Genomic DNA, 23,468 nt, shown 5'->3' with positions numbered 1-23,468 from the left:
GTTGAGGCAGTTGAGGCAGTATCAGGTTCCATTAAAAGAAAAGCCGGGACAAGCCCGGCTTTTTCTTTATCACTCAGCAGCTGCTTCAGCAGCGGCCGGGCGGTCTACCAGCTCGATGTAAGCCATCGGAGCGTTGTCGCCGGCACGGAAACCGCATTTCAAAATGCGAGTATAACCGCCGGCGCGCTCCAGGTAGCGCGGGCCCAGTTCATTGAACAGCTTAGCCACAATCGCGTTGTCGCGAGTGCGGGCAAATGCCAGACGACGATTAGCAACGCTATCGGTCTTGGCAAGGGTGATCAGCGGTTCAACGACACGACGCAGCTCTTTTGCCTTAGGCAGAGTCGTCTTGATGATCTCATGACGAACCAGGGAGCTGGCCATGTTGCGGAACATAGCCTGACGATGGCTGCTGTTCCGGTTCAGTTGACGACCACTCAAACGATGGCGCATGACCTTATCCTTCTAACTAAATCTGTGAAACCCGTAATCTGGATTACTCGTCAGCGATGCTGGCGGGCGGCCAATTCTCAAGGCGCATGCCAAGAGACAGACCACGGGAGGCCAACACATCCTTGATCTCAGTCAGGGACTTCTTACCAAGGTTGGGAGTCTTAAGCAACTCAACCTCGGTACGCTGTACCAGATCACCAATATAGTGGATAGCTTCTGCCTTCAGACAGTTCGCAGAACGAACTGTCAGCTCCAAATCATCGACAGGACGCAGCAGGATCGGATCGAACTCGGGTTTCTCTTCTTTCTTCTCGGGCACGCTGACATCGCGCAGATCCACGAAGGCTTCCAGTTGCTCAGCCAGAATAGTGGCAGAGCGACGGATAGCTTCTTCAGGATCCAGAGTACCATTGGTCTCCATGTCGATGACCAGCTTGTCCAAGTCGGTACGCTGTTCCACACGTGCTGCCTCAACATTGTAGGCAATACGAACGATGGGGCTGAACGCAGAGTCCAGCAACAGGCGACCGATAGGACGCTCTTCATCATCGTTGTGAACACGAGCAGAAGCAGGCACATAACCACGACCGCGCTGAACTTTCAGGCGCATGCTGATCTCAGCGTTTGCACCAGTCAGGTGGCAGATTACGTGCTCCGGGTTAACAATCTCGACTTCATCACCGTGAGTGATATCACCTGCGGTAACGGGGCCTGTTCCAGACTTGGTCAGGGACAGAGTTACCTCGTCCTTGCCTTCCAGCTTCACAGCGATACCTTTCAGGTTGAGCAGGATTTCAAGAATGTCTTCCTGTACACCTTCTTTGCTGCTGTACTCATGCAGCACACCGTCGATCTCGACTTCTGTGACTGCACAACCGGGCATAGATGACAGCAAAATACGACGCAGGGCATTACCCAGCGTGTGACCAAAACCACGCTCAAGTGGCTCAAGAGTCACTTTTGCGTGAGTCGGGCTAACTTGCTCGATGTCAACTAGCCGCGGCTTAAGAAAATCTGTTACAGAACCCAGCATTGTGTCCTCTCTTTAGAAGCTAGCTTTACTTGGAGTAAAGCTCGACGATCAGCTGCTCGTTAATGTCGGCAGACAGGTCAGAACGCTCTGGCAGGCGCTTGAAGGCACCTTCCATTTTAGCGGTATCAACCTCTACCCAAGTCGGCTTCTCACGCTGACCAGCAACTTCCAGGGAAGCTTTGATACGCGCTTGCTTCTTAGCCTTCTCACGAACGCAGATCACGTCCTCAGGGGAAACCTGGAAAGAAGGAATGTTAACAACGCGACCGTTTACCAAGATAGCCTTGTGGCTCACCAGCTGACGTGATTCAGCGCGGGTAGCGCCAAAGCCCATGCGATAAACGACGTTATCCAAACGACCTTCCAGCAGCTGCAACAGGTTTTCGCCGGTGTTGCCTTTTTGACGGGCAGCATCGCGGTAGTAGTTGCGGAACTGTTTTTCCAACACGCCGTAGATACGACGAACTTTTTGTTTCTCGCGCAGTTGCACGCCGTAGTCAGACAGACGCGCTTTACGCGCACCGTGTTGACCAGGAGCAGTGTCAATCTTGCACTTGGAATCTATCGCACGAACACCTGACTTCAGGAAGAGGTCGGTGCCCTCACGACGGCTAAGCTTAAGCTTAGGACCGATATATCTTGCCATCTTCTTTCTCCAACAATCCTAGACCAATAAGCAACAGCGTTATACGCGGCGCTTCTTGGGAGGACGACAACCGTTGTGCGGGATCGGAGTCACATCAGTAATATTAGTGATGCGGAAACCAGCCGCGTTCAGCGCGCGGATGGAGGACTCACGACCGGGACCCGGACCTTTGACCATGACTTCCAGGTTCTTCACGCCGTATTCTTTGGCGATCTCACCAGCACGCTCAGCAGCTACCTGGGCAGCAAACGGAGTGGACTTACGGGAACCACGGAAACCTGAACCACCAGAGGTAGCCCATGACAGAGCATTGCCCTGACGGTCAGTAATGGTCACGATTGTGTTGTTGAAAGATGCATGAACGTGTGCAATACCGTCGCTCACTTGCTTTTTAACGCGCTTGCGAGCACGAGTCGGAGTTTTAGCCATTTTCTACCTTCCCGTTACTTCTTGATAGCCTTGCGCGGACCCTTACGGGTACGAGCATTGGTCTTGGTACGTTGACCACGAACAGGCAGGCTACGACGGTGACGCAAACCACGGTAGCAACCCAGATCCATCAAGCGTTTGATGTTCATGGATATCTGACGACGCAAGTCACCTTCAACGGTGAATTTACCTACTTGCTCGCGCAGACTCTCGATCTGAGCTTCGTCCAAGTCTTTAATTTTCACATTCTCAGCGATACCGGCTGCGGCACAAATGGCCTTGGAGCGGGTACGACCGACGCCATAAATCGCAGTCAACGCAATGACTGCATGCTTATGGTCAGGAATGTTAATGCCAGCGATACGGGCCACTGTTCACTCCTACATAGAGTAGATAACGACCACCACAAAGCCCGTGAGCGGATACGTGGCGGTCAACCAATACACAACAAAAGTTGGCTGGCTATATTAGCCAGCACAACTGTTTGTTGCAAGTCCTAACCGTAAAAAATTAGCCTTGGCGCTGTTTATGCTTTGGCTCGCTGCAAATCACACGCACCACACCGTGACGCTTGATGATTTTGCAGTTACGGCAGATTGCCTTAACGGAAGCACGAACTTTCATTGCTTAACTCCGTAACTACGCCGACCTTTAGCGGCCGTAGCCCTTCAGGTTGGCCTTCCTCAGGACGTCGCCATATTGATGAGACATCATATGGGTTTGTACCTGAGCCATGAAGTCCATGATAACCACCACGATAATCAGCAGCGAAGTGCCGCCGAAATAGAACTGTACGTTCCAGGCAGTCATCAGGAACTGGGGTACCAGACAGATAAAGGTTATATAGAGTGCACCTGCCAATGTCAGGCGAGTCATAACCTTATCGATATAACGTGCTGTCTGCTCGCCCGGGCGGATCCCCGGGATAAAGGCTCCACTCTTCTTCAGGTTATCTGCCGTCTCGCGTGGATTGAACACCAACGCAGTATAGAAGAAACAGAAGAAGATAATGGCTGCTGCATACAGCATCTCATACAAGGGCTGACCCGGCTGCAGGACCATAGAGACCTGTTGCAGAACGTCTGCTACCTTGCCCTCGCCCTGACCAAACCAAGAGGTGATGGTCCCTGGGAAGAGGATGATACTGGATGCGAAAATCGCAGGAATCACACCGGCCATATTCACTTTCAATGGCAGATGTGTGCTTTGCGCGGCAAATACCTGGCGGCCTTGTTGACGTTTTGCATAGTTAACGACGATACGACGCTGACCACGCTCTACGAACACCACAAAGTAAGTCACTGCGAAAACAATCAAGCCCAGCAACAACAACAGCAGGATGTGCAATTCCCCTTGACGTGCCTGTTCGGCCGTAGCACCAATGGCATGAGGCAGCCCAGCAACGATCCCGGTGAAAATAATCAACGAGATGCCGTTACCGATACCACGCTCGGTAATCTGTTCACCTAACCACATTAAAAACATGGTGCCGGTAACCAGACTCACAACCGCCGTGAAATAGAAGCCCAAACCCGGATGAGTCACGAGTCCTTGCATCATATTCGGCAGACCGGTTGCGATACCAATGGCCTGGAAGGTTCCCAAAATCAATGTACCCCAGCGGGTATACTGATTGATCTTGCGACGGCCGGATTCACCTTCTTTCTTGAGTTCAGCAAGAGCGGGATGAACCACGGTCAGTAACTGGATGATGATCGACGCCGAAATGTACGGCATGATCCCCAACGCAAGAATAGAAGCACGCGAGAGTGCACCACCACTGAACATGTTGAACATCTCAATGATGGTGCCCTTCTGTTGCTGGAACAACTCGGCCAGTACGGCGGCGTCAATACCAGGAATCGGCACATAAGAGCCTGCACGGAAAACGATAATCGCCCCGAGAACGAAGAGCAGACGGCTCTTCAGTTCGCTCAGACCACCCTGCGCTTTAACATCCAATCCTGGTTTCTTAGCCATTGTACTGATTATTCCTCGATTTTACCGCCAGCGGCCTCGATGGCTGCACGTGCACCTTTGGTGACGGACACACCACGAACGGTCACAGCACGGTCAATGTTGCCAGACAGAACAATTTTAGCGAAAACGATGTTCTTAGTCAGAACGCCGGCTTGCTTCAAAGTGCTCACATCGACCACATCACCTTCTACCATGGCGATTTCGTTCAGACGCACTTCGGCAGAAACCAAAGATTTGCGAGAGAAGAAACCGAACTTCGGCAGACGGATTTTCAAAGGCATCTGGCCGCCTTCGAAACCAGCGCGGACTTTACCGCCACCGGAACGAGAGGTCTGACCTTTAACACCACGACCACCAGTCTTGCCCAGACCAGAACCAATACCACGGCCTGGACGGTGCTTGACAGACTTAGAGCCTGGGGCCGGAGACAGAGTGTTCAGACGCATGCTTAGCCCTCCACCTTAACCATGTAGTAAACCTGGTTGATCATACCACGGACGCAAGGAGTATCCTCCAGCTCAACGGTGTGACCAATGCGACGCAGACCCAGACCACGCAGAGTCGCCTTATGCTTAGGCAGACGGCCGATAGAGCTGCGCGTTTGAGTTACTTTTACAGTGTTAGCCATGTCGCATTACCCCAGAATTTCTTCAACGCGCAGACCACGCTTGGCAGCGATCTGGGCAGGGGATTGACCCTGTACCAGAGCGTCTACAGTTGCGCGAACAACGTTGATCGGGTTAGTGGAACCGTAGGTCTTTGCCAGCACGTTGTGGATACCAGCAACTTCCAGCACAGCACGCATGGCGCCGCCTGCAATGATACCAGTACCTTCAGAGGCCGGCTTCATGAACACGGTGGAACCGGAGTGAACGCCTTGCACCGGGTGGTGCAGAGTGCCATTGTTCAGTTCTACCTTGCTCAGGTTACGTTTAGCCTGTTCCATCGCTTTTTGAATAGCGGCGGGAACTTCACGGGCCTTACCGTAACCGTAACCTACACGGCCGTTACCATCACCCACCACGGTCAACGCGGTGAAGGACATGATACGACCACCTTTAACAGTTTTCGAAACACGGTTTACTGCAATCAGCTTTTCTTGCAGTTCGCCGGCTTGAGATTCGACTTTAGCCATCTTCGACTCCTAGCTTAGAACTGAAGACCAGCGTCACGAGCAGCGGTAGCCAGAGCGGCTACACGACCGTGATACTTGAAACCGGAACGATCGAAAGATACGTTCTGAATGCCTTTGGCGATAGCTCGCTCAGCGATAGCTTTACCGACTGCGGTAGCTGCATCTGCATTACCGGAGTACTTGATTGCTTCACTGATGGCTTTCTCTACTGTGGAAGCAGAGGCCAGAACTTCGGAACCGTTGGCTGCGATTACCTGCGCGTAGATATGACGCGGGGTACGGTGAACAACCAGACGGGTTGCTCCCAGTTCCTGCATCTTCTTCCGAGCACGAGTAGCACGACGGAGACGAGCTGCTTTCTTGTCCATAGTGTTACCTTACTTCTTCTTAGCTTCTTTAGTACGCACTTGCTCGTTGGCATAGCGTACACCCTTGCCCTTGTAGGGCTCCGGAGCGCGGTAAGCACGGATATCGGCGGCGACTTGGCCAACCATCTGCTTGTCTACACCACGGAGAATGATCTCAGTAGCAGTAGGACACTCAGCGGTCACACCAGCCGGCAGCGCATGCTCAACCGGGTGAGAGAAGCCCAGGGCCAGCGCGACAGCATTGCCCTTGATGGAGGCTTTATAACCTACACCAACCAGCTGCAGCTTACGCTCGAAGCCTTGGGTAACACCGATTACCATGTTGTTGACCAATGCACGTGCAGTACCAGCCTGAGCGTCGGCACCAGTGGAGCCGTCGCGCGGGGCGAACTTGAGTACATTGTCTTCTTTGGTCACTTCTACACCGGCGTGAATAGAACGAACCAGGGAACCTTTACCACCTTTGATGGACAGTTCCTGACCGTTCAGAGTCACCTCTACGCCAGCAGGAATAGTGACGGGTGCCTTAGCAACACGAGACATATCCTACCTCCTATTAAGCGACGTAGCAGATGATCTCACCGCCCATGCAAGCTTTACGAGCTGCACGGTCAGTCATCACACCTTTAGACGTGGACACGATAGCAACACCGAGACCGCCCATAACTTTCGGCAGGTCAGTAGTGCGCTTATAAATACGCAGGCCGGGACGGCTTACGCGTTGGATCAGTTCTACAACCGGTTTGCCCTGGAAATATTTCAGTTCAATTTCCAGTTCCGGTTTCACATCGCCAGCTACGGAGTAGCCAGTGATGTAACCTTCTTCTTTCAGCACGTGGGCGATAGCCACTTTCAGCTTGGAAGAAGGCATGGAAACCGCAACTTTGCTCGCCGCTTGACCGTTACGGATGCGGGTCAGCATGTCCGCGATCGGATCTTGCATGCTCATAGTCTAACTCCCGAGATTCTTACCAAGAGGCCTTTTTGAGACCTGGAATTTCGCCCTTCATGGCATGCTCACGCACCTTGATGCGAGACAGGCCAAACTTGCGCAGGAAACCGTGCGGACGACCAGTAATATTGCAACGGTTACGCTGGCGGGACGGACTGGAATCACGGGGCAGCTGTTGCAGTTGCAAGACAGCATCCCAACGCGCTTCTTCAGAAGCGTTCATATCAACGATGATAGCTTTCAGCTCGGTTCGCTTAGTGGCGAACTTGGCTACCAGCTTCGCACGCTTTGCTTCACGTGCTTTCATGGATGTTTTAGCCATAACCCTAACCTTACTTGCGGAATGGGAAGTTAAAGGCAGCCAGCAGAGCACGGCCTTCTTCATCGGTATTCGCGGAAGTGGTGATGGTGATATCCAGACCACGGACGCGATCGACTTTGTCATAGTCGATTTCCGGGAAGATGATTTGCTCACGCACGCCCATGGAGTAGTTACCACGACCATCGAACGCTTTAGCATTCAGGCCACGGAAGTCACGGATACGCGGTACGGAGATGCAAATCAGCCGTTCCAGGAACTCCCACATACGCTCGCCACGCAGGGTTACTTTACAACCTATCGGGTAGCCTTCACGAATCTTGAAGCCCGCAACAGATTTGCGAGCTTTGGTGATCAGCGGCTTCTGACCGGAAATGGCAGCCATATCGGCAGCAGCATTTTCCAGCAGTTTCTTATCAGAAATCGCCTCACCAACACCCATGTTCAGGGTGATTTTCTCGATCCGAGGGACTTGCATGATCGTCTTGTAACCGAACTGCTTTGACAGTTCTTGTGCTACATCGGATCTGTAGTAATCATGCAGTTTCGCCATCGTTAAACTCCAATTACTTCACAAGTTCGCCGGTAGACTTGAAGAAACGAACTTTTTTGCCGTCTTCAATCCGGAAACCAACACGGTCAGCCTTGCCAGTGGCAGAGTTGAACAGTGCTACATTTGAAACATCGAGGGGGGCTTCTTTGGTGACGATACCGCCAGCCTGACCCAAAGCGGGTACCGGCTTCTGGTGTTTCTTCACCTGGTTGATGCCTTCCACGAGAACCTTACCTTTAGCAATCAGAACTTGAGTGACTTTGCCACGCTTGCCCTTGTCTTTGCCGGTAAGAACTATCACTTCGTCTTCGCGACGGATTTTAGCTGCCATCGTTCGACTCCTTACAGTACTTCGGGTGCCAGGGACACAATCTTCATGAACTTCTCATTACGGAGTTCACGGGTCACCGGGCCAAAAATACGAGTACCGATTGGCTGTTGGTTGCCGTTAAGCAAAACAGCCGCATTGTTGTCGAAACGGATGACTGAGCCGTCCGGACGACGAACGCCTTTACGGGTGCGTACGACCACCGCGTTATATACATCACCTTTCTTCACTTTACCGCGAGGAATGGCTTCCTTGATGGAAACTTTGATGATGTCGCCGATGCCGGCATAACGGCGGTGCGAGCCACCCAGAACCTTAATACACATTACACTGCGAGCGCCGGAGTTGTCGGCTACACCCAGCATACTTTGCATCTGGATCATTTTAGTGCTCCGCTTTGTTTACTTCTTATCCCTTACGGGATCTGGCTGCCTTCAAAAGGCGCGAAACTATAACACAGAGAAATTGGAAAAGGTAGCCTAAAAAACAAACGGCCCCCGATGGGGGCCGTTTGGACTACAAAAGGCTGATTAAGCCTTTTCCAGGATCCCGACCAGGGTCCAAGACTTGGTCTTGGACAGCGGACGGCACTCGCGGATTTCCACGAGATCGCCAGCTTTACACTCGTTGGTCTCATCGTGTACGTGCAGCTTGGTAGTGCGCTTGATGATCTTACCGTAGATCGGGTGCTTTACCTTGCGCTCGATAGCGACGGTGATGGATTTATCCATCTTGTCGCTAATTACACGACCTTGCAGAGTACGGATTTTGTCAGTCATTACGCACCTGCCTTCTCAGTCAGTACAGTCTTGATACGTGCGACGTCACGACGCACTTGCTTCAGAGTGTGAGTCTGAGCCAGTTGGCCAGTGGAAGCTTGCATGCGCATGTTGAATTGCTCACGCAGCAGACCCAGCAGCTCCTGGTTCAGTTCATCGACGCTCTTTTGACGCAGATCTTGAGCTTTCATCACATCACCGTCTTAATTACGAAAGTGGTCTGAACGGACAGCTTAGCAGCGGCCAGGGCGAATGCTTCACGGGCCAGAGCCTCGGGAACACCGTCCATCTCGTACAGAACCTTGCCAGGTTGGATCGGGCATACCCAGTATTCGACGTTACCCTTACCTTTACCCATACGAACTTCGAGGGGCTTTTCGGTAATGGGTTTGTCCGGGAACACACGGATCCAGATTTTACCCTGACGCTTGACGTGACGGGTCATGGCACGACGGGCTGCTTCGATTTGACGAGCAGTCAGTTGACCACGGGATGTCGCCTTCAGGCCAAAGGTACCGAAGGATACTTCGTTACCAGAGTTGGCCAGACCGCGGTTACGACCCTTATGGGTCTTGCGGAATTTAGTACGCTTTGGTTGCAACATTTACCGAATCTCCTTACTTACCGCGGCGTTTGTTATCGCGCTTGGGCTTCGCAGGAGCTTGCTCTTGAGCAGCGGCAGCATTAACTGCAGCCAGACCACCCAGAACTTCGCCCTTGAAGATCCAAACCTTAACGCCGATCACACCGTAGGTGGTGTGGGCTTCAGAAGTTGCGTAGTCGATGTCGGCACGCAGGGTGTGCAAAGGCACACGACCTTCACGGTACCATTCGGTACGCGCGATTTCAGCGCCGCCCAGACGACCAGACACTTCCACTTTGATGCCCTTGGCACCCAGGCGCATTGCGTTTTGTACGGCGCGCTTCATAGCACGACGGAACATTACGCGACGTTCCAGTTGGGAAGTGATGCTGTCAGCAACAAGTTTGCCATCCAGCTCCGGCTTGCGGACTTCGGAAATGTTGATCTGTGCAGGCACGCCAGCGATAGCGGCGACAGCTTTGCGCAGTTTCTCAACGTCTTCGCCTTTCTTGCCGATCACGACACCCGGACGAGCAGTGTGAATGGTCACACGGATGCTCTTGGCCGGACGCTCGATGGTGATCTTGGACAAGGAAGCGTTTTTCAGCTCCTTGGTCAGGAACTGGCGTACTTGGAAATCGCTGTACAGGTTGTCAGCGAAGTCTTTGGTGTTCGCGAACCAGGTAGAATTCCAAGGCTTGGTAATACCCAGGCGAATGCCATTAGGATGTACTTTCTGACCCATTGCTTATCTCCCAGCCTTAGCGTCGGATACCACTACAGTGATGTGAGCGGTACGCTTGAGGATACGATCCGCGCGACCTTTGGCACGAGGACGGATGCGCTTCATGGAGGGACCTTCGTCGACCATGATAGTAGCAACACGCAGGGCGTCGATATCGGCGCCTTCGTTGTGCTCAGCGTTTGCAATGGCAGATTCCAGCACCTTCTTCACCAGCACTGCAGCCTTTTTCGGGCTGAAGGTCAGGAGAGTCAGAGCCTTGTCTACGGACAGACCACGTACTTGATCGGCTACCAGACGAGCTTTCTGGGCAGAAGTACGGGCATAACGGTGTTTAGCGATAGCTTCCATCATTTATCCCTTAGCGCTTCTTAGCCTTCTTATCAGCAGCATGGCCGCGATAAGTACGAGTCGGTGCGAATTCACCCAGTTTGTGACCGATCATTTCTTCGGTAACGAAAACCGGAACGTGCTGACGACCATTATGGACAGCGATGGTCAAACCGATCATGTTCGGGATGATCATTGAGCGACGGGACCAGGTTTTAACCGGCTTTTTATCCCCGCTTTCCACCGCTTTCTCTACCTTCTTCAGCAAGTGCAGGTCAATAAATGGACCCTTCTTGAGAGAACGTGGCATGGTGATTCCTCTATGTTAACAATTACTTGTTACGACGACGTACGATGTACTTGTCGGTACGCTTGTTCTTACGGGTCTTGAAGCCCTTAGCCTTCTGGCCCCAAGGGGACACAGGCTGCATGCCCTTGTTACGACCTTCACCACCACCGTGCGGGTGATCAACCGGGTTCATCGCCATACCGCGAACGGTCGGACGAATACCACGCCAGCGGTTGGCACCGGCTTTACCCAGTTGACGCAACATGTGCTCGGAGTTACCCACTTCGCCGATGGTAGCGCGGCACTCGGACAGAACTTTACGTACTTCGCCGGAACGCAGACGCAGAGTTACATAGTTACCTTCACGAGCCAGGATCTGGATGAAAGTACCAGCGGAACGAGCCAGCTGGGCACCTTTACCAGGTTTCATCTCAACGGCGTGAACGGTAGAACCGACCGGGATGTTGCGCATCGGCAGGGAGTTACCCACCTTGATGGCAGCATCAGCACCAGAAGCGATCGGATCGCCAGCTTTCAGGCCTTTAGGGGCCAGGATGTAACGACGCTCACCGTCTGCATACAACACCAGGGCGATGTTAGCGGTACGGTTAGGATCGTATTCCAGACGCTCTACTTTGGCAGGAATGCCGTCTTTGTCGCGTTTGAAGTCGACGATACGGTAATGCTGCTTGTGACCACCACCGATATGACGGGTAGTGATACGACCGTTGTTGTTACGACCACCGGACTTGCTTTTGCTGTCCAGCAGAGCGGCGAAGGGCTTGCCCTTGTACAGCTCTTGGTTGACGATCTTAACGACGTGGCGGCGGCCCGGAGAAGTAGGCTTGCACTTAACGATTGCCATTTTTCAGAACTCCTCTTACTCGGCTGCGCCCATGAAGTCGATGTCCTGACCAGCTTTCAGGGTCACATAAGCCTTTTTCCAATCGGAACGACGGCCTACACGCGCACCTGAGCGCTTGGTCTTACCCTTCATGTTCAGGGTACGGACGGTCTCAACTTCGACCTCGAACAGTTTCGCAACTGCAGCTTTGACTTCCGCCTTGGTGGCGTCGACAGCAATTTTGAACACGATAGTGTTCTGCTTCTCGGCGACCATGGTGCTCTTTTCAGAGATATGCGGAGCCTTCAGAACTTTCAACAGACGCTCTTCGCGGATCATGCCAGCATCTCCTCGATTTGCTTAACTGCATCAGCAGTCATCAGAACCTTGTCGAAAGCGATCAAGCTGACGGGGTCGATACCGGCTACGTCACGCACATCGACCTTGTACAGGTTGCGAGCGGCGAGGAACAGGTTCTCATCGACTTCAGCAGTCACGATCAGAACGTCTTTCAGTTCCATCTCTTTCAGCTTGGCGATCAGTTCTTTGGTCTTCGGCGCTTCGATGCCGAATTTCTCGACAACGATCAGGCGCTCTTGACGTACCAGCTCGGACAGGATGCTACGGATAGCGCCGCGGTACATCTTCTTGTTTACTTTTTGGCTGTGATCTTGCGGCTTAGCAGCAAAAGTCACACCACCGGAACGCCAAATAGGCGAACGGATGGAGCCAGCACGGGCACGACCAGTACCCTTCTGACGCCACGGCTTTTTGCCGCCACCAGACACTTCAGAGCGAGTCAGCTGCGCGCGAGTACCCTGACGGGCACCTGCGGCATATGCAACGACGACCTGGTGAACCAGAGCTTCGTTGAATTCGCGCCCGAAGGTAGTCTCGGAAACTTCAAGAGCGCTCTTGGCGTCTTTCATTACCAATTCCATTACTATCTCCTCAGACGTTACGCTTTAACGGCAGGTTTGACGATCACGTTGCCGTTGGTAGCACCCGGTACTGCACCTTTGATGAGCAGCAGGTTGCGTTCAGCGTCAACACGAACCAGTTCCAGGTTCTGAGTCGTTACACGCTCAGCTCCCATGTGACCAGCCATCTTTTTGCCCTTGAATACCTTACCCGGGGATTGGTTCTGACCGATAGAACCCGGAGCGCGGTGAGACAAGGAGTTACCGTGGGTCATATCCTGGGTGCGGAAGTTCCAGCGCTTAACAGTACCGGCAAAACCTTTACCCTTGGATGTGCCAGTAACATCTACCAGCTTAACGTCAGCGAAAAGATCTACTTTCAACTCGCCGCCAACAGTGAAAGTTTCACCGTTGTTCAGACGGAATTCCCACAGACCACGACCGGCTTCTACACCAGCTTTGGCGAAGTGGCCCGCTTCCGGCTTGGTCACACGGCTGGCTTTTTTGGCGCCAGTGGTAACCTGAATAGCGTTGTAGCCATCGGTTTCTACAGATTTGACCTGAGTTACACGGTTAGCTTCAACTTCGATAACAGTCACCGGGATAGAAACGCCATCTTCAGTGAAGATGCGAGTCATACCCACTTTGCGACCTACAAGACCGATTGTCATTGTTATCAATCCTTTCCGTAATTAGCCCAGGCTGATCTGGACGTCTACACCGGCTGCCAGATCCAGACGCATCAGGGCGTCTACGGTCTTGTCAGTCGGCTCAACGATGTCTACCAGACGCTTGTGAGTGCGGATCTCGTACTGATCACGCGCATCTTTGTTGACGTGCGGGGAGATCAGGACGGTGAAGCGCTCTTTGCGAGTCGGCAGCGGGATAGGACCGCGAACCTGCGCGCCAGTGCGCTTTGCAGTTTCAACGATTTCCGCTGTGGACTGATCTATCAGACGATGATCAAAAGCCTTCAGGCGAATACGGATTCTTTGGTTCTGCATTGACAGAGCTCCAATAGATAAAAGAACATAAATCAACACCGCCCGACTGGGAGTTATCCCGCCAGAGGTGTGATTTTTCACGTTTCCCCCCATATCGGGAGGACTGTAAGGCTGGCGACTCGTAAACGGGAAGCTCAGCATGCAGACATATCGTCTGGCTTACCTCATGGGTAAGCGGGGGGAATTATACGGATATTTTCAATTGGCGCAAGCTGACTCGTGCAGATAGTGCGCAATTTTTACCCGCAATGGTTCTCCCCGGAGACCCAGACCTCCGGACAGCCGCCAATCCCATCCAGCTAACGACAGTAGCGAGGTCAGACTGCTAGACTGCGGAGCCAATTGCCCCTTCAGCTGATCATGCAAGGATCTGCAGTATGTTGAAAAATCAGAAGAGAGCCTATCAATACGGTCTGTGCGCCGTGGCACTCTGGTCCACGGTTGCCACCGCCTTCAAGCTGTCGCTGCGTTACTTCGAGCCGGTACAACTGCTACTGGTCGCCGCCCTCACCTCGACCCTGGCTCTGGGTGCCCTGGTGCTCAAACAGGGTAAGCTGCCGCTGCTGGGGCTCTACTTGCGAGAGCGCCCTATCTATTATCTGGCGCTGGGCACCCTCAATCCTTTCCTCTATTACCTGCTGTTGTTCAAAGCCTATGACCTGCTGCCGGCGCAACAGGCGCAGACCATCAACTACACCTGGGCCATCAGCCTGAGTCTGCTGGCCGTGCCCTTCCTCGGTCAGAAACTGCGCCGTCGGGATGGGGTGGCCATACTGCTCGGCTACTTCGGCGCCCTGGTGATCGCCACCAAGGGTGATCTGCTCGGCCTGCAGTTCGACAGCCCGCTTGGGGTGGGGCTGGCATTGCTCTCTACCCTGATCTGGGCGGGCTACTGGATCCTCAACACCCGTAATCAGGGGGATCCCATCGTCAGTCTGTTGCTCGGCTTCCTGCTCAGCCTGCCGCTCATTCTGGTGGCGACTTGGTGGCTGGCCGACTTCCGCATGACCGCCTGGCAAGGCTGGGCTGGCGCCATCTATGTCGGGCTGTTCGAGATGGGCTTTGGCTTCGTACTCTGGTTGATGGCCATGCGCAGTGCCACGGACACGGCGCCGCTCAGCAATCTTATCTTCATCTCCCCCTTCGCCTCCCTGATCCTGCTCAACCTGCTGATCGGCGAGCAGATACATCCGGCCACCCCCATAGGCCTGGCTCTCATCGTCATCGCCTTGCTGGTGCAGCAGCTCAAATACGGCAAACGCTACCGCCAACCAGCCACACCAGATGCCTGAGCAAGATGTCGGATAACAGAGAGGGGGCCATTGGCCCCCTCTCTGTCTCTAGATTCACCCCATTAGTCAACCCACTCCAGGGGCTGCTGTTTGGGCAGGCGGATCTCGACCAGCAAGCCGTCCCACATCGAGACCCCGAGCCGCAATGTGCCGTGGTGCTGCGCCACTATCTTGGCGACGATGGCGAGCCCCAGGCCACTGCCCCCTCCGGTGCGCGCCAGGCTGCCCTGAGTGAAAGGTTTGAGCACCCGCTGATAATCTCCCTCCGGGATGCCCGGGCCATCATCGGACAGCCGCAGGCGAACCCAGTGACCATCGTCCCTCAACTCAGCATGTACCCGACTGGCGCCATAACGCTGGGCATTACCGCACAGATTATTGAGCACCCGGCGCAAGCCAAGGGGGTGGCACTCGACCAGCACGGCCTCGGTTGGCAGGGCCAGCTCCAATTCCAGTCCCTGATCCCCCTGTAGCAGCAGCACATCGTGGATCAGCTGGGTCAGGTCGGTGGTCCGGGTTTCGACCTCGCCAGCCGGTCTTATGTAGTCGATGAACTGATCGATAATGGCATTGGTTTCATCGATGTCGGCGTTGATACTCTCCTTGAGTCCCTCTTCCCGGGACGACATCATCTCGGTGGCGAGACGGATGCGGGTGAGCGGGGTGCGCAAATCGTGGGAGACGCCAGCCATCATCAGGTTACGCTCCTCGATCAGATCCTTGATGGAATGGGACATGTGGTTGAAGCTGCGGGTCAGCCGGCGCAGCTCCCGCGAGCCCTTCTCGGGCAGTGCATCGGGGAATTGCCCCCTTGCCACGGCGACAGCCCCCGCCTCCAGCGCCTCGAGCGGGCGCATCAACTGACGGGCAAAATGCCAGGCGCCAAACAGCACCACAACCAGCAATATGCTCAGATAAAGGAGCAGCGGCTGAATGTCGTCATCATCTATCTCGGTGAGCGGCACCCGCAGCCAGATCTCGCTCGCCTGGGGCGGCTGGATCCAGATGATGTAGTGATCCTGGATCTCGACCCGCACCTGGGCCGGGCCGCCCAGCTCATGACTGATCCCCTCCTCCAGATATTCATAACGCTTGGCCATCTTCAGGCCGTGCTGCTCAGCCTCGTGCTGACTGTAAATATCGATACCCGTCGCCATGTGGACCAGAGCCTCAGCTTCATCGGGCAGGGTACCGTCCAGTTCGGCGGGGAAGATGAGCTTGACCTGATTGGCCAGCAGGTGACTGATCTGCTTGACCGTGGGCTCCAGCAGATAGTTGTAGAAGGCGGCATAGGAGACCAGCTGATAGACCAACAGCACCGAGCCCAGAAACCAGAGGGTGCGGGAGAACATGCTGGTCGTGCGCCTCATCGGCTCTCTCCGTCCGGTACAAACACATAGCCCAGACCCCAAACGGTCTGCAGATACCTGGGTTGGGCCGGATCCTGCTCCAGCAAGCGACGCAGGCGCGACACCTGCACATCGATGCTGCGCTCGGTGGCGGTATATTCGCGGCCACGGGCCAGATTCATCAACTTGTCACGGGATAGCGGCTCACGGGGATGACTGACCAGCACCTTGAGCACGGCGAACTCGCCGCTGGTCAGGGAGAGGGGTTCATGGTCCCGGGTCAGCTCCCGGGTCGCGAGATCGAGGCGGTAGGCACCAAAGCTGACGACCTTCTCGGTGGCGGAGGGGGCACCCGGCAGCTCCACCTGATGGCGGCGCAGCACGGCACGGATCCGGGCCAGCAGCTCCCGCGGGTTGAACGGTTTGGGCAAGTAGTCATCGGCGCCCATCTCCAGGCCGACGATACGATCGACCTCGTCCCCCTTGGCGGTGAGCATCAACACCGGGATCTGGTTGCCCGCTTCGCGCAGACGGCGACAGATGGAGAGGCCATCTTCCCCTGGCAGCATGAGATCGAGCACCATCAGGCTGAAGTTCTCCCGCGCCAGCAGGCGATCGGCCTGCTCACCATTGGCGACGCCGCGCACCCCGAACCCCTGTTCGCTCAGATAACGCTCCAGCAGGGCCCGCAGCTTGAGGTCATCATCGACCACCAACACCTTGTATTGCTGACTCATTTTGCCTCTCCTTACCCATGAGGGGTCATCCTAGGCGCTTGCCCTGCCCCGGCCAAGACGAAAAGTGTTACCGGTTATTGCTTGGGAGCGTTGCCCGCGCCTCGAAGGGGCTGTAACGAATTTCGTTGATATACCAGAACTGCAAGCCGGACGGCGTGCTCACCTCCACCTCGTCATCGACCTGTTTCTTGAGCAGGGCACGCGCCAGGGGGGAGTCCACGCTGAGTTTGCCTTCAGAGAGGTTGAACTCGTCGGGCCCCACCAATCGATAGCGCACCCGCTGACCGGCTTCATCTTCCAGCTCAACCCAGGCGCCAAAGAAGACCCGCCCCTGCTGCTGGGGGCTGGGATCCACTATGGTGAGGGCATCGAGCCGCTTGCCAAGAAAGCGCAGCCGCCGGTCTATTTCCCGCAGTCGCTTCTTGCCATAGATGTACTCGGCATTCTCGGATCGGTCGCCGAGGGCCGCGGCCTCAGACACCGCCTGCGTCACCCTGGGCCGCTCCTCCTTCCAGAGGGTCTTGAATTCCCGATCCAGTTCGAGCCACCCTTCACGGGTGATATAATCGCTTTTTTTCATCTTTACATGTCCTTGCCACTTGGGTTCTATTCTAACCCCGCGTGGGGTGGGCCCGCGAGCCGCCAGCCAGTGACCATGGAGACCCAGAGCACAGATGCAAACCATAGAACGACAGATAGCCAGCGAGCTGAATGCCCGGCCACAGCAGGTACAAGCCGCCATCCGCCTGCTGGACGAAGGGGCCACTGTGCCCTTCATCGCCCGCTACCGCAAGGAGGTCACCGACGGGCTGGATGACAGCCAGTTACGCACCCTGGAGACCCGGCTCGGTTATCTGCGCGAACTGGAAGAGAGGCGCCAGGTGATCCTCAACTCCGTCAAGGAGCAGGGCAAGCTGACCCCGGAACTGGCCCGTGCTTTGGGCGAGGCCGATACCAAGACCCGCCTCGAAGATCTCTACCTGCCCTACAAACCCAAACGCCGCACCAAGGGGCAGATGGCCATAGAGGCTGGGCTGGAACCCCTGGCCGATCGCCTGTTCGCCAATCCCAATCTGGATCCCGAGCGAGAGGCCGCCGCCTTTATCAATATCGAGGCTGGCATAGCCGATACCAAGGCGTCCCTCGACGGTGCCCGCTACATCTTGATGGAGCGCTTCGCGGAGCAAGCCCCCCTGCTCGCCCGGCTGCGCGATTATCTGTGGCACAACGCCACCCTGCGCGCCCGGCTGGTCGAGGACAAGGAGCAGGAGGGAGCCAAGTTCAAGGACTACTTCGAACATGACGAACCGCTACACAAGGCCCCCTCCCATCGGGTGCTGGCCATGTTGCGCGGCCGCAACGAAGGGGTGCTCAACCTGGCGCTGATAGTGGGTGAGGATGAGGCCAGCCACCCCTGCGAGGGCATCATCGCCCAGCAGGTTGGCGTCAAGGCCCAGGGCCGTCCCGCCGACAAGTGGCTGCAAGGGGTGGTGAGCTGGACCTGGCGCATCAAACTCTCCTTGCAGATGGAGACCGAGCTCATCGGCCAAGTCCGCGAACAGGCCGAAGAAGAGGCAATCAAGGTGTTCGCCATGAATCTCCAGGATCTGCTGATGGCGGCGCCGGCCGGCATGCGTTGCACCATGGGGCTGGATCCCGGCATCCGCACCGGGGTCAAGGTGGCAGTGGTCGACGCCACCGGCAAGCTGGTCGATAGCGCCACCATCTATCCCTTCGAGCCGAGAAAACAGGTGGAACAGAGCCTGGCCACCCTGCGCGATCTCTGCGTCAAACATAAGGTAGAGCTGGTCAGCATCGGCAATGGCACCGCCTCCCGCGAGACGGATCGCCTGACGGCTGAACTGTTCAAACGCTACCCAGAGGCGCGCGCCCAGCAGATCGTGGTCAGCGAGGCGGGCGCCTCCGTCTACTCCGCCTCCGAGCTCGCCTCCCAGGAGTTTCCGGATCTTGATGTCTCCATCCGCGGCGCCGTCTCCATCGCCCGCCGCCTGCAAGATCCCCTGGCCGAGCTGGTCAAGATAGATCCCAAGAGCATAGGGGTGGGCCAGTATCAGCATGATGTCGGTCAGAGCCAGCTGGCTCGCAAGCTCGATGCCGTGGTGGAAGATTGCGTGAATGCGGTCGGTGTGGATGTGAATACCGCCTCGGTACCGTTGCTGACCCGAGTCTCCGGCCTCTCCCAGACCCTGGCCCAGAACATAGTGGCTTACCGTGATGAACATGGCGCCTTCAAGAGCCGCCAGCAGTTGCTCAAGGTGAGTCGACTCGGCCCCAAGGCGTTCGAGCAGTGTGCCGGTTTCCTGCGCATTCGTGGCGGCACTCATCCCCTCGATGGCTCGGCGGTGCATCCCGAGTCTTACCCTGTGGTTGAGCGGATCCTGGCGCAGCTCCAGCAGGCGGTAGACGACCTGCTCGGCAACGGCCCCCTGCTACGTAGCCTCAAGCCAGCCGACTATGTCGATGACAAATTCGGGGTGCCGACTGTCACCGATATCATTGGCGAGCTGGACAAGCCGGGCCGGGATCCCCGTCCCGAGTTCAAGACCGCCACCTTCAAGGAGGGGGTGGAGAAGATAAGCGACCTGCAACCCGAGATGGTGCTGGAAGGGGTGGTCACCAACGTCACCAACTTCGGCGCCTTCGTCGACATAGGGGTCCATCAGGATGGCCTGGTGCATATCAGCTCCCTGACCGATCGCTTCATCAAGGATCCCCGGGAAGTGGTCAAGACAGGGGACGTGGTCAGGGTCAAGGTGCTGGAGGTGGATGCCCCCCGCAAACGCATCAGCCTGACCATGCGCCTGGATCAGCAGGCCGGCAATCAGGGGGGACGCAAGCCCAGAGCAGAGATAAACGACCGGGCGGCGCCCCGGGGGCAGGCTGCCAAACCGGCTCGCCCCCCACAGCCAGGCAGCAAACCGGCCGAGAGTGCCGCCTTCGGCAACGCCTTTGCGGCCGCGTTTGCCAAGGCTAAAAAATAGCGCCTCAAATGCCCGGATAAACAGGAAGCCCCGCGAGGGGCTTCTTGTTGTAGGGGATCTCCCCTTCTCTGCCGCTAGCATCAGGCTCAAGGAGCCCTGTCATGGCAACGGCGGTTCAGATTTTCAGATCGAATTGCTGGGGCGTGGCGGGTCGGCTAGCCGTGCGATAGCGCTGGGCGATGGCCTGGCTGCGTATCTCCATGTAGGCATTCAACACCCCGCCTTGCATGCCGGGATGAGCATATTGGCCAACTCGGGTTGGTAGCCCACCACCGAACACCAACGCCGAGGCGATCCCGTGGCTGCCCCTCTGATCCCCTGCCCGCTCGGCATCTTGATGACTCTCCCGATGCGTCCCTTGCTGGCTGCCCTGGCCGTCCTGATGCCCACGCTCATCGACCCGCTGAGGTAGCGAATGAGGAGCCGAGGAGAGGGTGCCCGCCCCCTCCCGCATCGCACCGTCACGGAGCAACCCCTGGCGGAGGGTCTGCCTCTCCTGATCCTGCTGACTGGCCGATTTCTGGCTGCCGCTCGCGGCAGCACCCTGAGGAGGCTGGGGGATCAGTTCGGCGCGGCGATTGTCGGTGCGCGCCGCTTCCGTCTGAGGTTGCAGCGCGTTGGGCAGGCTGGGGGGAAGCGTGACGTTGAGGCTCATGATAGTGCTCGGCCACCCCAAGGGTGGCCGAGCAGGCCTCTTAGACCCGAATGTCGATCAGACTGCCGAGCATGTCACTGGCCGTCTGGATCACCCTGGCCGAGGCACCGGCCTGCAGCTCACCGATCTTGAGGTTGATCAGCTCGTCGGTGAGCGCCACCGGGGCCGCCTCGGGTTCAGGCCGCGCCACATTGACGCTGGCAATGGCCTCGCTTGCCTGGTCAACCCTCTGCTCGGCCCGCTGATATCCCTGCAGGCCAGTGGTAAAGGCGGAATCAATTTGCATGGTGCTATCTCCCTGACAGTGGAGTAAGTATCCACCGCCTCGCGGGATTATCAAAGCATGGCGCTCGATTTTTGATCAGCGCAGTCAGCCCCCATGGCGAGCCACACCCTCAGACCGCTGACAAAAAGCTCAGGGTGAGAAATAAAGGGAGCATGGGAGGCCTTGGCCAGTACCTGGCTCTCGCTGCAGGGATAGCGTCCATCGAGCAGCGCAATGCTGGCCCTGGGTACCAGGGAGTCGAGGCGACCATAGACACGTAGCCAGGGCAGAGCCAGCTGCGCCAGCTCCTCGCGCAAGTCCACCTCGGCCAGCATGGTCAGGCCCGCCGTGAGAGCGGCCAGCTGCGGCACAGGCCGCTGCGCCAACCACTGTTTCAACTGGCGGATATCGTCCCGGGCATGTTCGCTGCCCATGGCCTGAATGGCCAGGAAGCGCTCCACCGTCTGGCGAAAATCCCCCCCCAGCGCCGTCATGAAACCCTCCAGCACCTTGGGAGCTATACCGGGCCACTCCTCTCGCGCCATGAAGCAGGGGGAGCTGGCAACGGTGATGAGGGAGGCGACCCGCTCCGGTGTATCGAGGGCAATGCGGCTCGCCACCAGACCACCGAGGGACCAGCCGAGCAGGTGGGCGCGCGGCGGCAATATGGCGGCGACCTGCCGCGCCAGCCAGTTGAGGTCATAATCCACCCCCTCGGCCAGCGGGCTGGCGCCAAAGCCGGGCAAGTCGATCAGATGCAACCGAAAATGCGGGCTGAGCAGGGGGGCTATCCCGTGCCAGACGGCACCATTCATGCCCCAACCATGCAACAACACCAGATCTGGCCCCTGACCGAGGCGCTCCACCACTATGCTCATCAGACTCCCTCACATCCATTCATTGGGGTCGCATGTTAAAGCGCCTGCTCGCCAAAGCAAGTCCGATCCTCGGTACCCCGGTCGACTGGTTGGGACTCTGCCTGCTCTGTCGACAACCCTGTGACACCGATCCCCTGCTCTGCCACTGGTGTCGTACCAGCCTGCGCCAGCAAGAGCATCGCTGCCGACTCTGCGCCACCCCTCTCGAAGAGAGGTGGCCACTCTGTGGCCGCTGTCAGCGCAGGCCTCCCCCCTGGGACAGGTTGCAGGTCATAGGGGACTATCTGCCGCCCTACCCCTGGCTTATTCCCCGCCTGAAATATGGCGGCGACTTGCTGCTGGCCCCCCTGCTCGCCAGGCTGCTGGCCGATCACTTGACCCTGGAGGATCCCCCCGAGGCCATCATCCCGGTGCCCTTGCATTGGTGGCGCCAGTGGCGCCGTGGTTTCAATCAGGCCGAGCAGCTGGGTCTCTGTCTGAGCCGTTTAACCGGCATCCCTCTCGATCTTCGGGTCATTCGCCGCATCCGGGCGACCCCTCAGCAGACCCAGCTCAGCGCCAGCCAGCGCCGCCGCAATCTCAAGGGGGCCTTTCACATCGCTCCCCATCACTACCAGCATGTCGCCCTGCTCGACGATGTGGTCACGACGGGTGCTACGGCGGGTCAGCTCACCCGTCTGCTCCATGAGAGCGGGATCGCAAGAGTCGAGGTGTGGGCGCTGTGCCGTACCCTGCCCCACGTCAAGTAACGGCGGTCCTGTGAGCCAACCGGAACAGTGGCAACATAACAGTGCCATCGGGCGGCGTGAGGTGTAGATCCTGCGTGCCATAACTGCGCGTCCAAGCCTTGAACACGCGCTATCCAAGGGGCGGCAACCGCGTTATCATGAATACCCTAGTCGTACACTCAGGTTTATGAGGATAGTGATGATCAGCATTTCCGACACCGCCCAGGCGCATTTCCGCAAGCTGCTGGAAAATCAGCCTGATGGCACCAACATCCGGGTGTTTGTGGTCAATCCGGGAACCCAGAACGCCGAGTGCGGCGTCTCTTACTGCCCACCGGATGCGGTGGACCCGGAAGATCAACACCTCCCTTACAGCGGCTTCGACTGCCTGGTCGATCCCCTGAGCGCCCCTTACCTGGTCGATGCCACCATCGATTTCGTCACCGATCAGATGGGCTCCCAGCTCACTCTCAAGGCGCCCAACGCCAAGATGCGCAAGGTGGCCGACGATGCCCCCCTGGCCGATCGCATCGAATACGTGCTGATGTCAGAGGTTAACCCCATGCTGGCCGGTCACGGTGGCAAGGTGACCTTGATTGACATCACCGACGACAAGCTGGCGATTTTGCAGTTCGGTGGTGGTTGCAACGGCTGTTCACAGGTGGATTACACCCTGAAAGAGGGGATCGAGAAGCAGCTGCTGGAGAAATTCCCGGGCGAGCTCAACGGCGTCAAAGATGCCACCGAGCACCAGCGTGGCGATCACTCCTACTATTGATAGCGCAGGCATGAGTACTCCTGTGCTCATGTCCGTTATCCATTGAGGTTGCCCTGCCCCCTCGTACATTACCCATGAAAAAGCCCCGCCAATTTGG

The 23,468-nt window shown here is 56.6% G+C and carries 38 protein-coding genes; 4 read left to right on the top strand and 34 right to left on the bottom strand.

Annotation, left to right across the window (positions count from 1 at the left end):
• Window positions 1-69: 69 nt before the first annotated feature.
• The 28 genes from rplQ to rpsJ all read right to left on the bottom strand — a co-directional run bounded on the left by rplQ (window position 70) and on the right by rpsJ (window position 13,687).
• On the bottom strand, window positions 70-453 hold the full coding sequence (gene rplQ, locus BN1130_RS13855; protein WP_005307999.1) for a 50S ribosomal protein L17: 384 nt from the start codon (window positions 451-453) through the stop codon (window positions 70-72).
• A gap of 43 nt (window positions 454-496) precedes the next feature.
• Window positions 497-1,486, bottom strand: coding sequence for a DNA-directed RNA polymerase subunit alpha (locus BN1130_RS13850; protein WP_005307997.1), 990 nt, complete (start codon window positions 1,484-1,486; stop codon window positions 497-499).
• Window positions 1,487-1,511: 25 nt separating this feature from the next.
• Window positions 1,512-2,132 carry a 30S ribosomal protein S4 gene (gene rpsD / locus BN1130_RS13845; RefSeq protein ID WP_005890929.1) on the bottom strand — a complete coding sequence of 207 codons (621 nt, stop codon included), beginning with the start codon at window positions 2,130-2,132 and terminating at the stop codon, window positions 1,512-1,514.
• A 39-nt stretch (window positions 2,133-2,171) separates the two neighbouring features.
• Window positions 2,172-2,561, bottom strand: a complete 390-nt coding sequence (rpsK, locus tag BN1130_RS13840) for a 30S ribosomal protein S11 (protein WP_005319702.1) — start codon at window positions 2,559-2,561, stop codon at window positions 2,172-2,174.
• A gap of 14 nt (window positions 2,562-2,575) precedes the next feature.
• Entirely contained in the window at window positions 2,576-2,932 is a 357-nt protein-coding gene (gene rpsM / locus BN1130_RS13835; RefSeq protein WP_005307991.1) for a 30S ribosomal protein S13, read from the bottom strand.
• A gap of 139 nt (window positions 2,933-3,071) precedes the next feature.
• Window positions 3,072-3,185, bottom strand: a complete 114-nt coding sequence (rpmJ, locus tag BN1130_RS21745; protein ID WP_005319705.1) for a 50S ribosomal protein L36 — start codon at window positions 3,183-3,185, stop codon at window positions 3,072-3,074.
• Between the two features lie 27 nt (window positions 3,186-3,212).
• Window positions 3,213-4,541: a preprotein translocase subunit SecY gene (gene secY / locus BN1130_RS13830; RefSeq protein ID WP_005890927.1), complete on the bottom strand. Its 1,329-nt coding sequence runs from the start codon at window positions 4,539-4,541 to the stop codon at window positions 3,213-3,215.
• An 8-nt stretch (window positions 4,542-4,549) separates the two neighbouring features.
• Window positions 4,550-4,987, bottom strand: coding sequence for a 50S ribosomal protein L15 (gene rplO / locus BN1130_RS13825; protein ID WP_005890925.1), 438 nt, complete (start codon window positions 4,985-4,987; stop codon window positions 4,550-4,552).
• Between the two features lie 2 nt (window positions 4,988-4,989).
• Entirely contained in the window at window positions 4,990-5,169 is a 180-nt protein-coding gene (rpmD, locus tag BN1130_RS13820) for a 50S ribosomal protein L30 (RefSeq protein ID WP_005307985.1), read from the bottom strand.
• Between the two features lie 6 nt (window positions 5,170-5,175).
• Window positions 5,176-5,676, bottom strand: coding sequence for a 30S ribosomal protein S5 (gene rpsE, locus BN1130_RS13815; protein WP_005890922.1), 501 nt, complete (start codon window positions 5,674-5,676; stop codon window positions 5,176-5,178).
• A 14-nt stretch (window positions 5,677-5,690) separates the two neighbouring features.
• Window positions 5,691-6,044, bottom strand: a complete 354-nt coding sequence (gene rplR / locus BN1130_RS13810) for a 50S ribosomal protein L18 (protein WP_005890919.1) — start codon at window positions 6,042-6,044, stop codon at window positions 5,691-5,693.
• A 9-nt stretch (window positions 6,045-6,053) separates the two neighbouring features.
• Window positions 6,054-6,587, bottom strand: a complete 534-nt coding sequence (gene rplF / locus BN1130_RS13805; RefSeq protein ID WP_005890917.1) for a 50S ribosomal protein L6 — start codon at window positions 6,585-6,587, stop codon at window positions 6,054-6,056.
• Window positions 6,588-6,600: 13 nt separating this feature from the next.
• Complete coding sequence (gene rpsH / locus BN1130_RS13800) at window positions 6,601-6,993, bottom strand: 30S ribosomal protein S8 (RefSeq protein ID WP_005890915.1); 393 nt, start codon at window positions 6,991-6,993, stop codon at window positions 6,601-6,603.
• Window positions 6,994-7,012: 19 nt separating this feature from the next.
• On the bottom strand, window positions 7,013-7,318 hold the full coding sequence (gene rpsN / locus BN1130_RS13795) for a 30S ribosomal protein S14 (RefSeq protein ID WP_005319722.1): 306 nt from the start codon (window positions 7,316-7,318) through the stop codon (window positions 7,013-7,015).
• Between the two features lie 10 nt (window positions 7,319-7,328).
• On the bottom strand, window positions 7,329-7,868 hold the full coding sequence (rplE, locus tag BN1130_RS13790; protein WP_005890912.1) for a 50S ribosomal protein L5: 540 nt from the start codon (window positions 7,866-7,868) through the stop codon (window positions 7,329-7,331).
• Between the two features lie 13 nt (window positions 7,869-7,881).
• Window positions 7,882-8,199 carry a 50S ribosomal protein L24 gene (rplX, locus tag BN1130_RS13785; RefSeq protein ID WP_005890910.1) on the bottom strand — a complete coding sequence of 106 codons (318 nt, stop codon included), beginning with the start codon at window positions 8,197-8,199 and terminating at the stop codon, window positions 7,882-7,884.
• 11 nt (window positions 8,200-8,210) lie between these two features.
• Entirely contained in the window at window positions 8,211-8,579 is a 369-nt protein-coding gene (rplN, locus tag BN1130_RS13780; RefSeq protein ID WP_005890908.1) for a 50S ribosomal protein L14, read from the bottom strand.
• Window positions 8,580-8,726: 147 nt separating this feature from the next.
• The gene (rpsQ, locus tag BN1130_RS13775; protein WP_005890905.1) at window positions 8,727-8,975 is read right to left on the bottom strand and encodes a 30S ribosomal protein S17; all 249 of its coding nucleotides are present in this window, start codon (window positions 8,973-8,975) and stop codon (window positions 8,727-8,729) included.
• Window positions 8,975-9,166 (bottom strand): 50S ribosomal protein L29, encoded by a 192-nt coding sequence (rpmC, locus tag BN1130_RS13770; protein WP_005319733.1) that lies wholly within the window; start codon window positions 9,164-9,166, stop codon window positions 8,975-8,977. The genes rpsQ and rpmC overlap by 1 nt, the downstream gene beginning before the upstream one ends.
• Window positions 9,166-9,579, bottom strand: coding sequence for a 50S ribosomal protein L16 (rplP, locus tag BN1130_RS13765; protein WP_005307963.1), 414 nt, complete (start codon window positions 9,577-9,579; stop codon window positions 9,166-9,168). Before rplP ends, rpmC begins: the two co-directional genes overlap by 1 nt.
• A gap of 13 nt (window positions 9,580-9,592) precedes the next feature.
• Window positions 9,593-10,303, bottom strand: a complete 711-nt coding sequence (gene rpsC, locus BN1130_RS13760) for a 30S ribosomal protein S3 (protein ID WP_005890900.1) — start codon at window positions 10,301-10,303, stop codon at window positions 9,593-9,595.
• A 3-nt stretch (window positions 10,304-10,306) separates the two neighbouring features.
• The gene (rplV, locus tag BN1130_RS13755) at window positions 10,307-10,651 is read right to left on the bottom strand and encodes a 50S ribosomal protein L22 (protein ID WP_005890899.1); all 345 of its coding nucleotides are present in this window, start codon (window positions 10,649-10,651) and stop codon (window positions 10,307-10,309) included.
• Window positions 10,652-10,661: 10 nt separating this feature from the next.
• Window positions 10,662-10,940, bottom strand: coding sequence for a 30S ribosomal protein S19 (rpsS, locus tag BN1130_RS13750; protein ID WP_005307960.1), 279 nt, complete (start codon window positions 10,938-10,940; stop codon window positions 10,662-10,664).
• Between the two features lie 22 nt (window positions 10,941-10,962).
• Window positions 10,963-11,784, bottom strand: a complete 822-nt coding sequence (rplB, locus tag BN1130_RS13745) for a 50S ribosomal protein L2 (protein ID WP_042042663.1) — start codon at window positions 11,782-11,784, stop codon at window positions 10,963-10,965.
• Window positions 11,785-11,799: 15 nt separating this feature from the next.
• A complete protein-coding gene (gene rplW / locus BN1130_RS13740) occupies window positions 11,800-12,102 on the bottom strand; it encodes a 50S ribosomal protein L23 (protein WP_005319747.1) in 303 nt (100 codons plus the stop codon).
• Window positions 12,099-12,704 carry a 50S ribosomal protein L4 gene (gene rplD / locus BN1130_RS13735; protein ID WP_005890881.1) on the bottom strand — a complete coding sequence of 202 codons (606 nt, stop codon included), beginning with the start codon at window positions 12,702-12,704 and terminating at the stop codon, window positions 12,099-12,101. The genes rplW and rplD overlap by 4 nt, the downstream gene beginning before the upstream one ends.
• 17 nt (window positions 12,705-12,721) lie before the next feature.
• Complete coding sequence (gene rplC / locus BN1130_RS13730; RefSeq protein WP_042042661.1) at window positions 12,722-13,354, bottom strand: 50S ribosomal protein L3; 633 nt, start codon at window positions 13,352-13,354, stop codon at window positions 12,722-12,724.
• A 21-nt stretch (window positions 13,355-13,375) separates the two neighbouring features.
• Window positions 13,376-13,687: a 30S ribosomal protein S10 gene (gene rpsJ, locus BN1130_RS13725; protein WP_005307944.1), complete on the bottom strand. Its 312-nt coding sequence runs from the start codon at window positions 13,685-13,687 to the stop codon at window positions 13,376-13,378.
• Window positions 13,688-14,064: 377 nt separating this feature from the next.
• Between rpsJ and BN1130_RS13720 the strand changes: the two genes are divergently transcribed.
• On the top strand, window positions 14,065-14,979 hold the full coding sequence (locus tag BN1130_RS13720) for a DMT family transporter (RefSeq protein WP_042042660.1): 915 nt from the start codon (window positions 14,065-14,067) through the stop codon (window positions 14,977-14,979).
• A 62-nt stretch (window positions 14,980-15,041) separates the two neighbouring features.
• On the opposite strand, the gene envZ is transcribed toward BN1130_RS13720, so the two are convergent.
• From envZ to greB, 3 genes are all read right to left on the bottom strand, one after another.
• Complete coding sequence (gene envZ, locus BN1130_RS13715; RefSeq protein WP_042042659.1) at window positions 15,042-16,349, bottom strand: two-component system sensor histidine kinase EnvZ; 1,308 nt, start codon at window positions 16,347-16,349, stop codon at window positions 15,042-15,044.
• Entirely contained in the window at window positions 16,346-17,065 is a 720-nt protein-coding gene (gene ompR, locus BN1130_RS13710; protein WP_005890831.1) for an osmolarity response regulator transcription factor OmpR, read from the bottom strand. The genes envZ and ompR overlap by 4 nt, the downstream gene beginning before the upstream one ends.
• 67 nt (window positions 17,066-17,132) lie before the next feature.
• Window positions 17,133-17,645: a transcription elongation factor GreB gene (gene greB, locus BN1130_RS13705; protein ID WP_042042658.1), complete on the bottom strand. Its 513-nt coding sequence runs from the start codon at window positions 17,643-17,645 to the stop codon at window positions 17,133-17,135.
• A gap of 94 nt (window positions 17,646-17,739) precedes the next feature.
• Here greB and BN1130_RS13700 point away from each other — a divergent pair, with 94 nt between their 5' ends.
• A complete protein-coding gene (locus BN1130_RS13700; RefSeq protein WP_042042656.1) occupies window positions 17,740-20,067 on the top strand; it encodes a Tex family protein in 2,328 nt (775 codons plus the stop codon).
• Between the two features lie 115 nt (window positions 20,068-20,182).
• On the opposite strand, the gene BN1130_RS21345 is transcribed toward BN1130_RS13700, so the two are convergent.
• Genes BN1130_RS21345 through bioH form a run of 3 tightly spaced genes read right to left on the bottom strand, consistent with a single transcriptional unit; the run spans window position 20,183 to window position 21,865 of the window.
• Window positions 20,183-20,722: a hypothetical protein gene (locus BN1130_RS21345; RefSeq protein ID WP_052448233.1), complete on the bottom strand. Its 540-nt coding sequence runs from the start codon at window positions 20,720-20,722 to the stop codon at window positions 20,183-20,185.
• 40 nt (window positions 20,723-20,762) lie between these two features.
• Window positions 20,763-21,008 carry a hypothetical protein gene (locus tag BN1130_RS13690; RefSeq protein ID WP_042042655.1) on the bottom strand — a complete coding sequence of 82 codons (246 nt, stop codon included), beginning with the start codon at window positions 21,006-21,008 and terminating at the stop codon, window positions 20,763-20,765.
• A gap of 50 nt (window positions 21,009-21,058) precedes the next feature.
• Window positions 21,059-21,865, bottom strand: coding sequence for a pimeloyl-ACP methyl ester esterase BioH (bioH, locus tag BN1130_RS13685; RefSeq protein WP_042042653.1), 807 nt, complete (start codon window positions 21,863-21,865; stop codon window positions 21,059-21,061).
• Between the two features lie 32 nt (window positions 21,866-21,897).
• Here bioH and BN1130_RS13680 point away from each other — a divergent pair, with 32 nt between their 5' ends.
• Both BN1130_RS13680 and nfuA read left to right on the top strand, forming a co-directional pair.
• Complete coding sequence (locus BN1130_RS13680) at window positions 21,898-22,614, top strand: ComFC family protein (protein WP_042042651.1); 717 nt, start codon at window positions 21,898-21,900, stop codon at window positions 22,612-22,614.
• Window positions 22,615-22,792: 178 nt separating this feature from the next.
• Complete coding sequence (gene nfuA / locus BN1130_RS13675; protein WP_042042648.1) at window positions 22,793-23,371, top strand: Fe-S biogenesis protein NfuA; 579 nt, start codon at window positions 22,793-22,795, stop codon at window positions 23,369-23,371.
• The last annotated feature ends 97 nt before the right edge of the window (window positions 23,372-23,468 follow it).

The sequence above is a fragment of the Aeromonas rivuli genome, assembly GCF_000820045.1.
In the GTDB taxonomy this organism is placed as follows: Bacteria; Pseudomonadota; Gammaproteobacteria; order Enterobacterales; family Aeromonadaceae; genus Aeromonas; species Aeromonas rivuli.
This window is presented reverse-complemented; position numbering and strand designations above follow the sequence as displayed.

Excerpts from the sequence above, each read along its gene's own strand:
- rplQ (WP_005307999.1), bottom strand. The coding sequence starts at position 453 with ATGCGCCATCGTTTGAGTGGTCGTCAACTGAACCGGAACAGCAGCCAT.
- BN1130_RS13850 (WP_005307997.1), bottom strand. The coding sequence starts at position 1,486 with ATGCTGGGTTCTGTAACAGATTTTCTTAAGCCGCGGCTAGTTGACATC.
- rpsD (WP_005890929.1), bottom strand. The coding sequence starts at position 2,132 with ATGGCAAGATATATCGGTCCTAAGCTTAAGCTTAGCCGTCGTGAGGGC.
- rpsK (WP_005319702.1), bottom strand. The coding sequence starts at position 2,561 with ATGGCTAAAACTCCGACTCGTGCTCGCAAGCGCGTTAAAAAGCAAGTG.
- rpmJ (WP_005319705.1), bottom strand. The coding sequence starts at position 3,185 with ATGAAAGTTCGTGCTTCCGTTAAGGCAATCTGCCGTAACTGCAAAATC.
- secY (WP_005890927.1), bottom strand. The coding sequence starts at position 4,541 with ATGGCTAAGAAACCAGGATTGGATGTTAAAGCGCAGGGTGGTCTGAGC.
- rplO (WP_005890925.1), bottom strand. The coding sequence starts at position 4,987 with ATGCGTCTGAACACTCTGTCTCCGGCCCCAGGCTCTAAGTCTGTCAAG.
- rpmD (WP_005307985.1), bottom strand. The coding sequence starts at position 5,169 with ATGGCTAACACTGTAAAAGTAACTCAAACGCGCAGCTCTATCGGCCGT.
- rpsE (WP_005890922.1), bottom strand. The coding sequence starts at position 5,676 with ATGGCTAAAGTCGAATCTCAAGCCGGCGAACTGCAAGAAAAGCTGATT.
- rplR (WP_005890919.1), bottom strand. The coding sequence starts at position 6,044 with ATGGACAAGAAAGCAGCTCGTCTCCGTCGTGCTACTCGTGCTCGGAAG.
- rplF (WP_005890917.1), bottom strand. The coding sequence starts at position 6,587 with ATGTCTCGTGTTGCTAAGGCACCCGTCACTATTCCTGCTGGCGTAGAG.
- rpsH (WP_005890915.1), bottom strand. The coding sequence starts at position 6,993 with ATGAGCATGCAAGATCCGATCGCGGACATGCTGACCCGCATCCGTAAC.
- rpsN (WP_005319722.1), bottom strand. The coding sequence starts at position 7,318 with ATGGCTAAAACATCCATGAAAGCACGTGAAGCAAAGCGTGCGAAGCTG.
- rplE (WP_005890912.1), bottom strand. The coding sequence starts at position 7,868 with ATGGCGAAACTGCATGATTACTACAGATCCGATGTAGCACAAGAACTG.
- rplX (WP_005890910.1), bottom strand. The coding sequence starts at position 8,199 with ATGGCAGCTAAAATCCGTCGCGAAGACGAAGTGATAGTTCTTACCGGC.
- rplN (WP_005890908.1), bottom strand. The coding sequence starts at position 8,579 with ATGATCCAGATGCAAAGTATGCTGGGTGTAGCCGACAACTCCGGCGCT.
- rpsQ (WP_005890905.1), bottom strand. The coding sequence starts at position 8,975 with ATGACTGACAAAATCCGTACTCTGCAAGGTCGTGTAATTAGCGACAAG.
- rpmC (WP_005319733.1), bottom strand. The coding sequence starts at position 9,166 with ATGAAAGCTCAAGATCTGCGTCAAAAGAGCGTCGATGAACTGAACCAG.
- rplP (WP_005307963.1), bottom strand. The coding sequence starts at position 9,579 with ATGTTGCAACCAAAGCGTACTAAATTCCGCAAGACCCATAAGGGTCGT.
- rpsC (WP_005890900.1), bottom strand. The coding sequence starts at position 10,303 with ATGGGTCAGAAAGTACATCCTAATGGCATTCGCCTGGGTATTACCAAG.
- rplV (WP_005890899.1), bottom strand. The coding sequence starts at position 10,651 with ATGGAAGCTATCGCTAAACACCGTTATGCCCGTACTTCTGCCCAGAAA.
- rpsS (WP_005307960.1), bottom strand. The coding sequence starts at position 10,940 with ATGCCACGTTCTCTCAAGAAGGGTCCATTTATTGACCTGCACTTGCTG.
- rplB (WP_042042663.1), bottom strand. The coding sequence starts at position 11,784 with ATGGCAATCGTTAAGTGCAAGCCTACTTCTCCGGGCCGCCGCCACGTC.
- rplW (WP_005319747.1), bottom strand. The coding sequence starts at position 12,102 with ATGATCCGCGAAGAGCGTCTGTTGAAAGTTCTGAAGGCTCCGCATATC.
- rplD (WP_005890881.1), bottom strand. The coding sequence starts at position 12,704 with ATGGAATTGGTAATGAAAGACGCCAAGAGCGCTCTTGAAGTTTCCGAG.
- rplC (WP_042042661.1), bottom strand. The coding sequence starts at position 13,354 with ATGACAATCGGTCTTGTAGGTCGCAAAGTGGGTATGACTCGCATCTTC.
- rpsJ (WP_005307944.1), bottom strand. The coding sequence starts at position 13,687 with ATGCAGAACCAAAGAATCCGTATTCGCCTGAAGGCTTTTGATCATCGT.
- BN1130_RS13720 (WP_042042660.1), top strand. The coding sequence starts at position 14,065 with ATGTTGAAAAATCAGAAGAGAGCCTATCAATACGGTCTGTGCGCCGTG.
- envZ (WP_042042659.1), bottom strand. The coding sequence starts at position 16,349 with ATGAGGCGCACGACCAGCATGTTCTCCCGCACCCTCTGGTTTCTGGGC.
- ompR (WP_005890831.1), bottom strand. The coding sequence starts at position 17,065 with ATGAGTCAGCAATACAAGGTGTTGGTGGTCGATGATGACCTCAAGCTG.
- greB (WP_042042658.1), bottom strand. The coding sequence starts at position 17,645 with ATGAAAAAAAGCGATTATATCACCCGTGAAGGGTGGCTCGAACTGGAT.
- BN1130_RS13700 (WP_042042656.1), top strand. The coding sequence starts at position 17,740 with ATGCAAACCATAGAACGACAGATAGCCAGCGAGCTGAATGCCCGGCCA.
- BN1130_RS21345 (WP_052448233.1), bottom strand. The coding sequence starts at position 20,722 with ATGAGCCTCAACGTCACGCTTCCCCCCAGCCTGCCCAACGCGCTGCAA.
- BN1130_RS13690 (WP_042042655.1), bottom strand. The coding sequence starts at position 21,008 with ATGCAAATTGATTCCGCCTTTACCACTGGCCTGCAGGGATATCAGCGG.
- bioH (WP_042042653.1), bottom strand. The coding sequence starts at position 21,865 with ATGAGCATAGTGGTGGAGCGCCTCGGTCAGGGGCCAGATCTGGTGTTG.
- BN1130_RS13680 (WP_042042651.1), top strand. The coding sequence starts at position 21,898 with ATGTTAAAGCGCCTGCTCGCCAAAGCAAGTCCGATCCTCGGTACCCCG.
- nfuA (WP_042042648.1), top strand. The coding sequence starts at position 22,793 with ATGATCAGCATTTCCGACACCGCCCAGGCGCATTTCCGCAAGCTGCTG.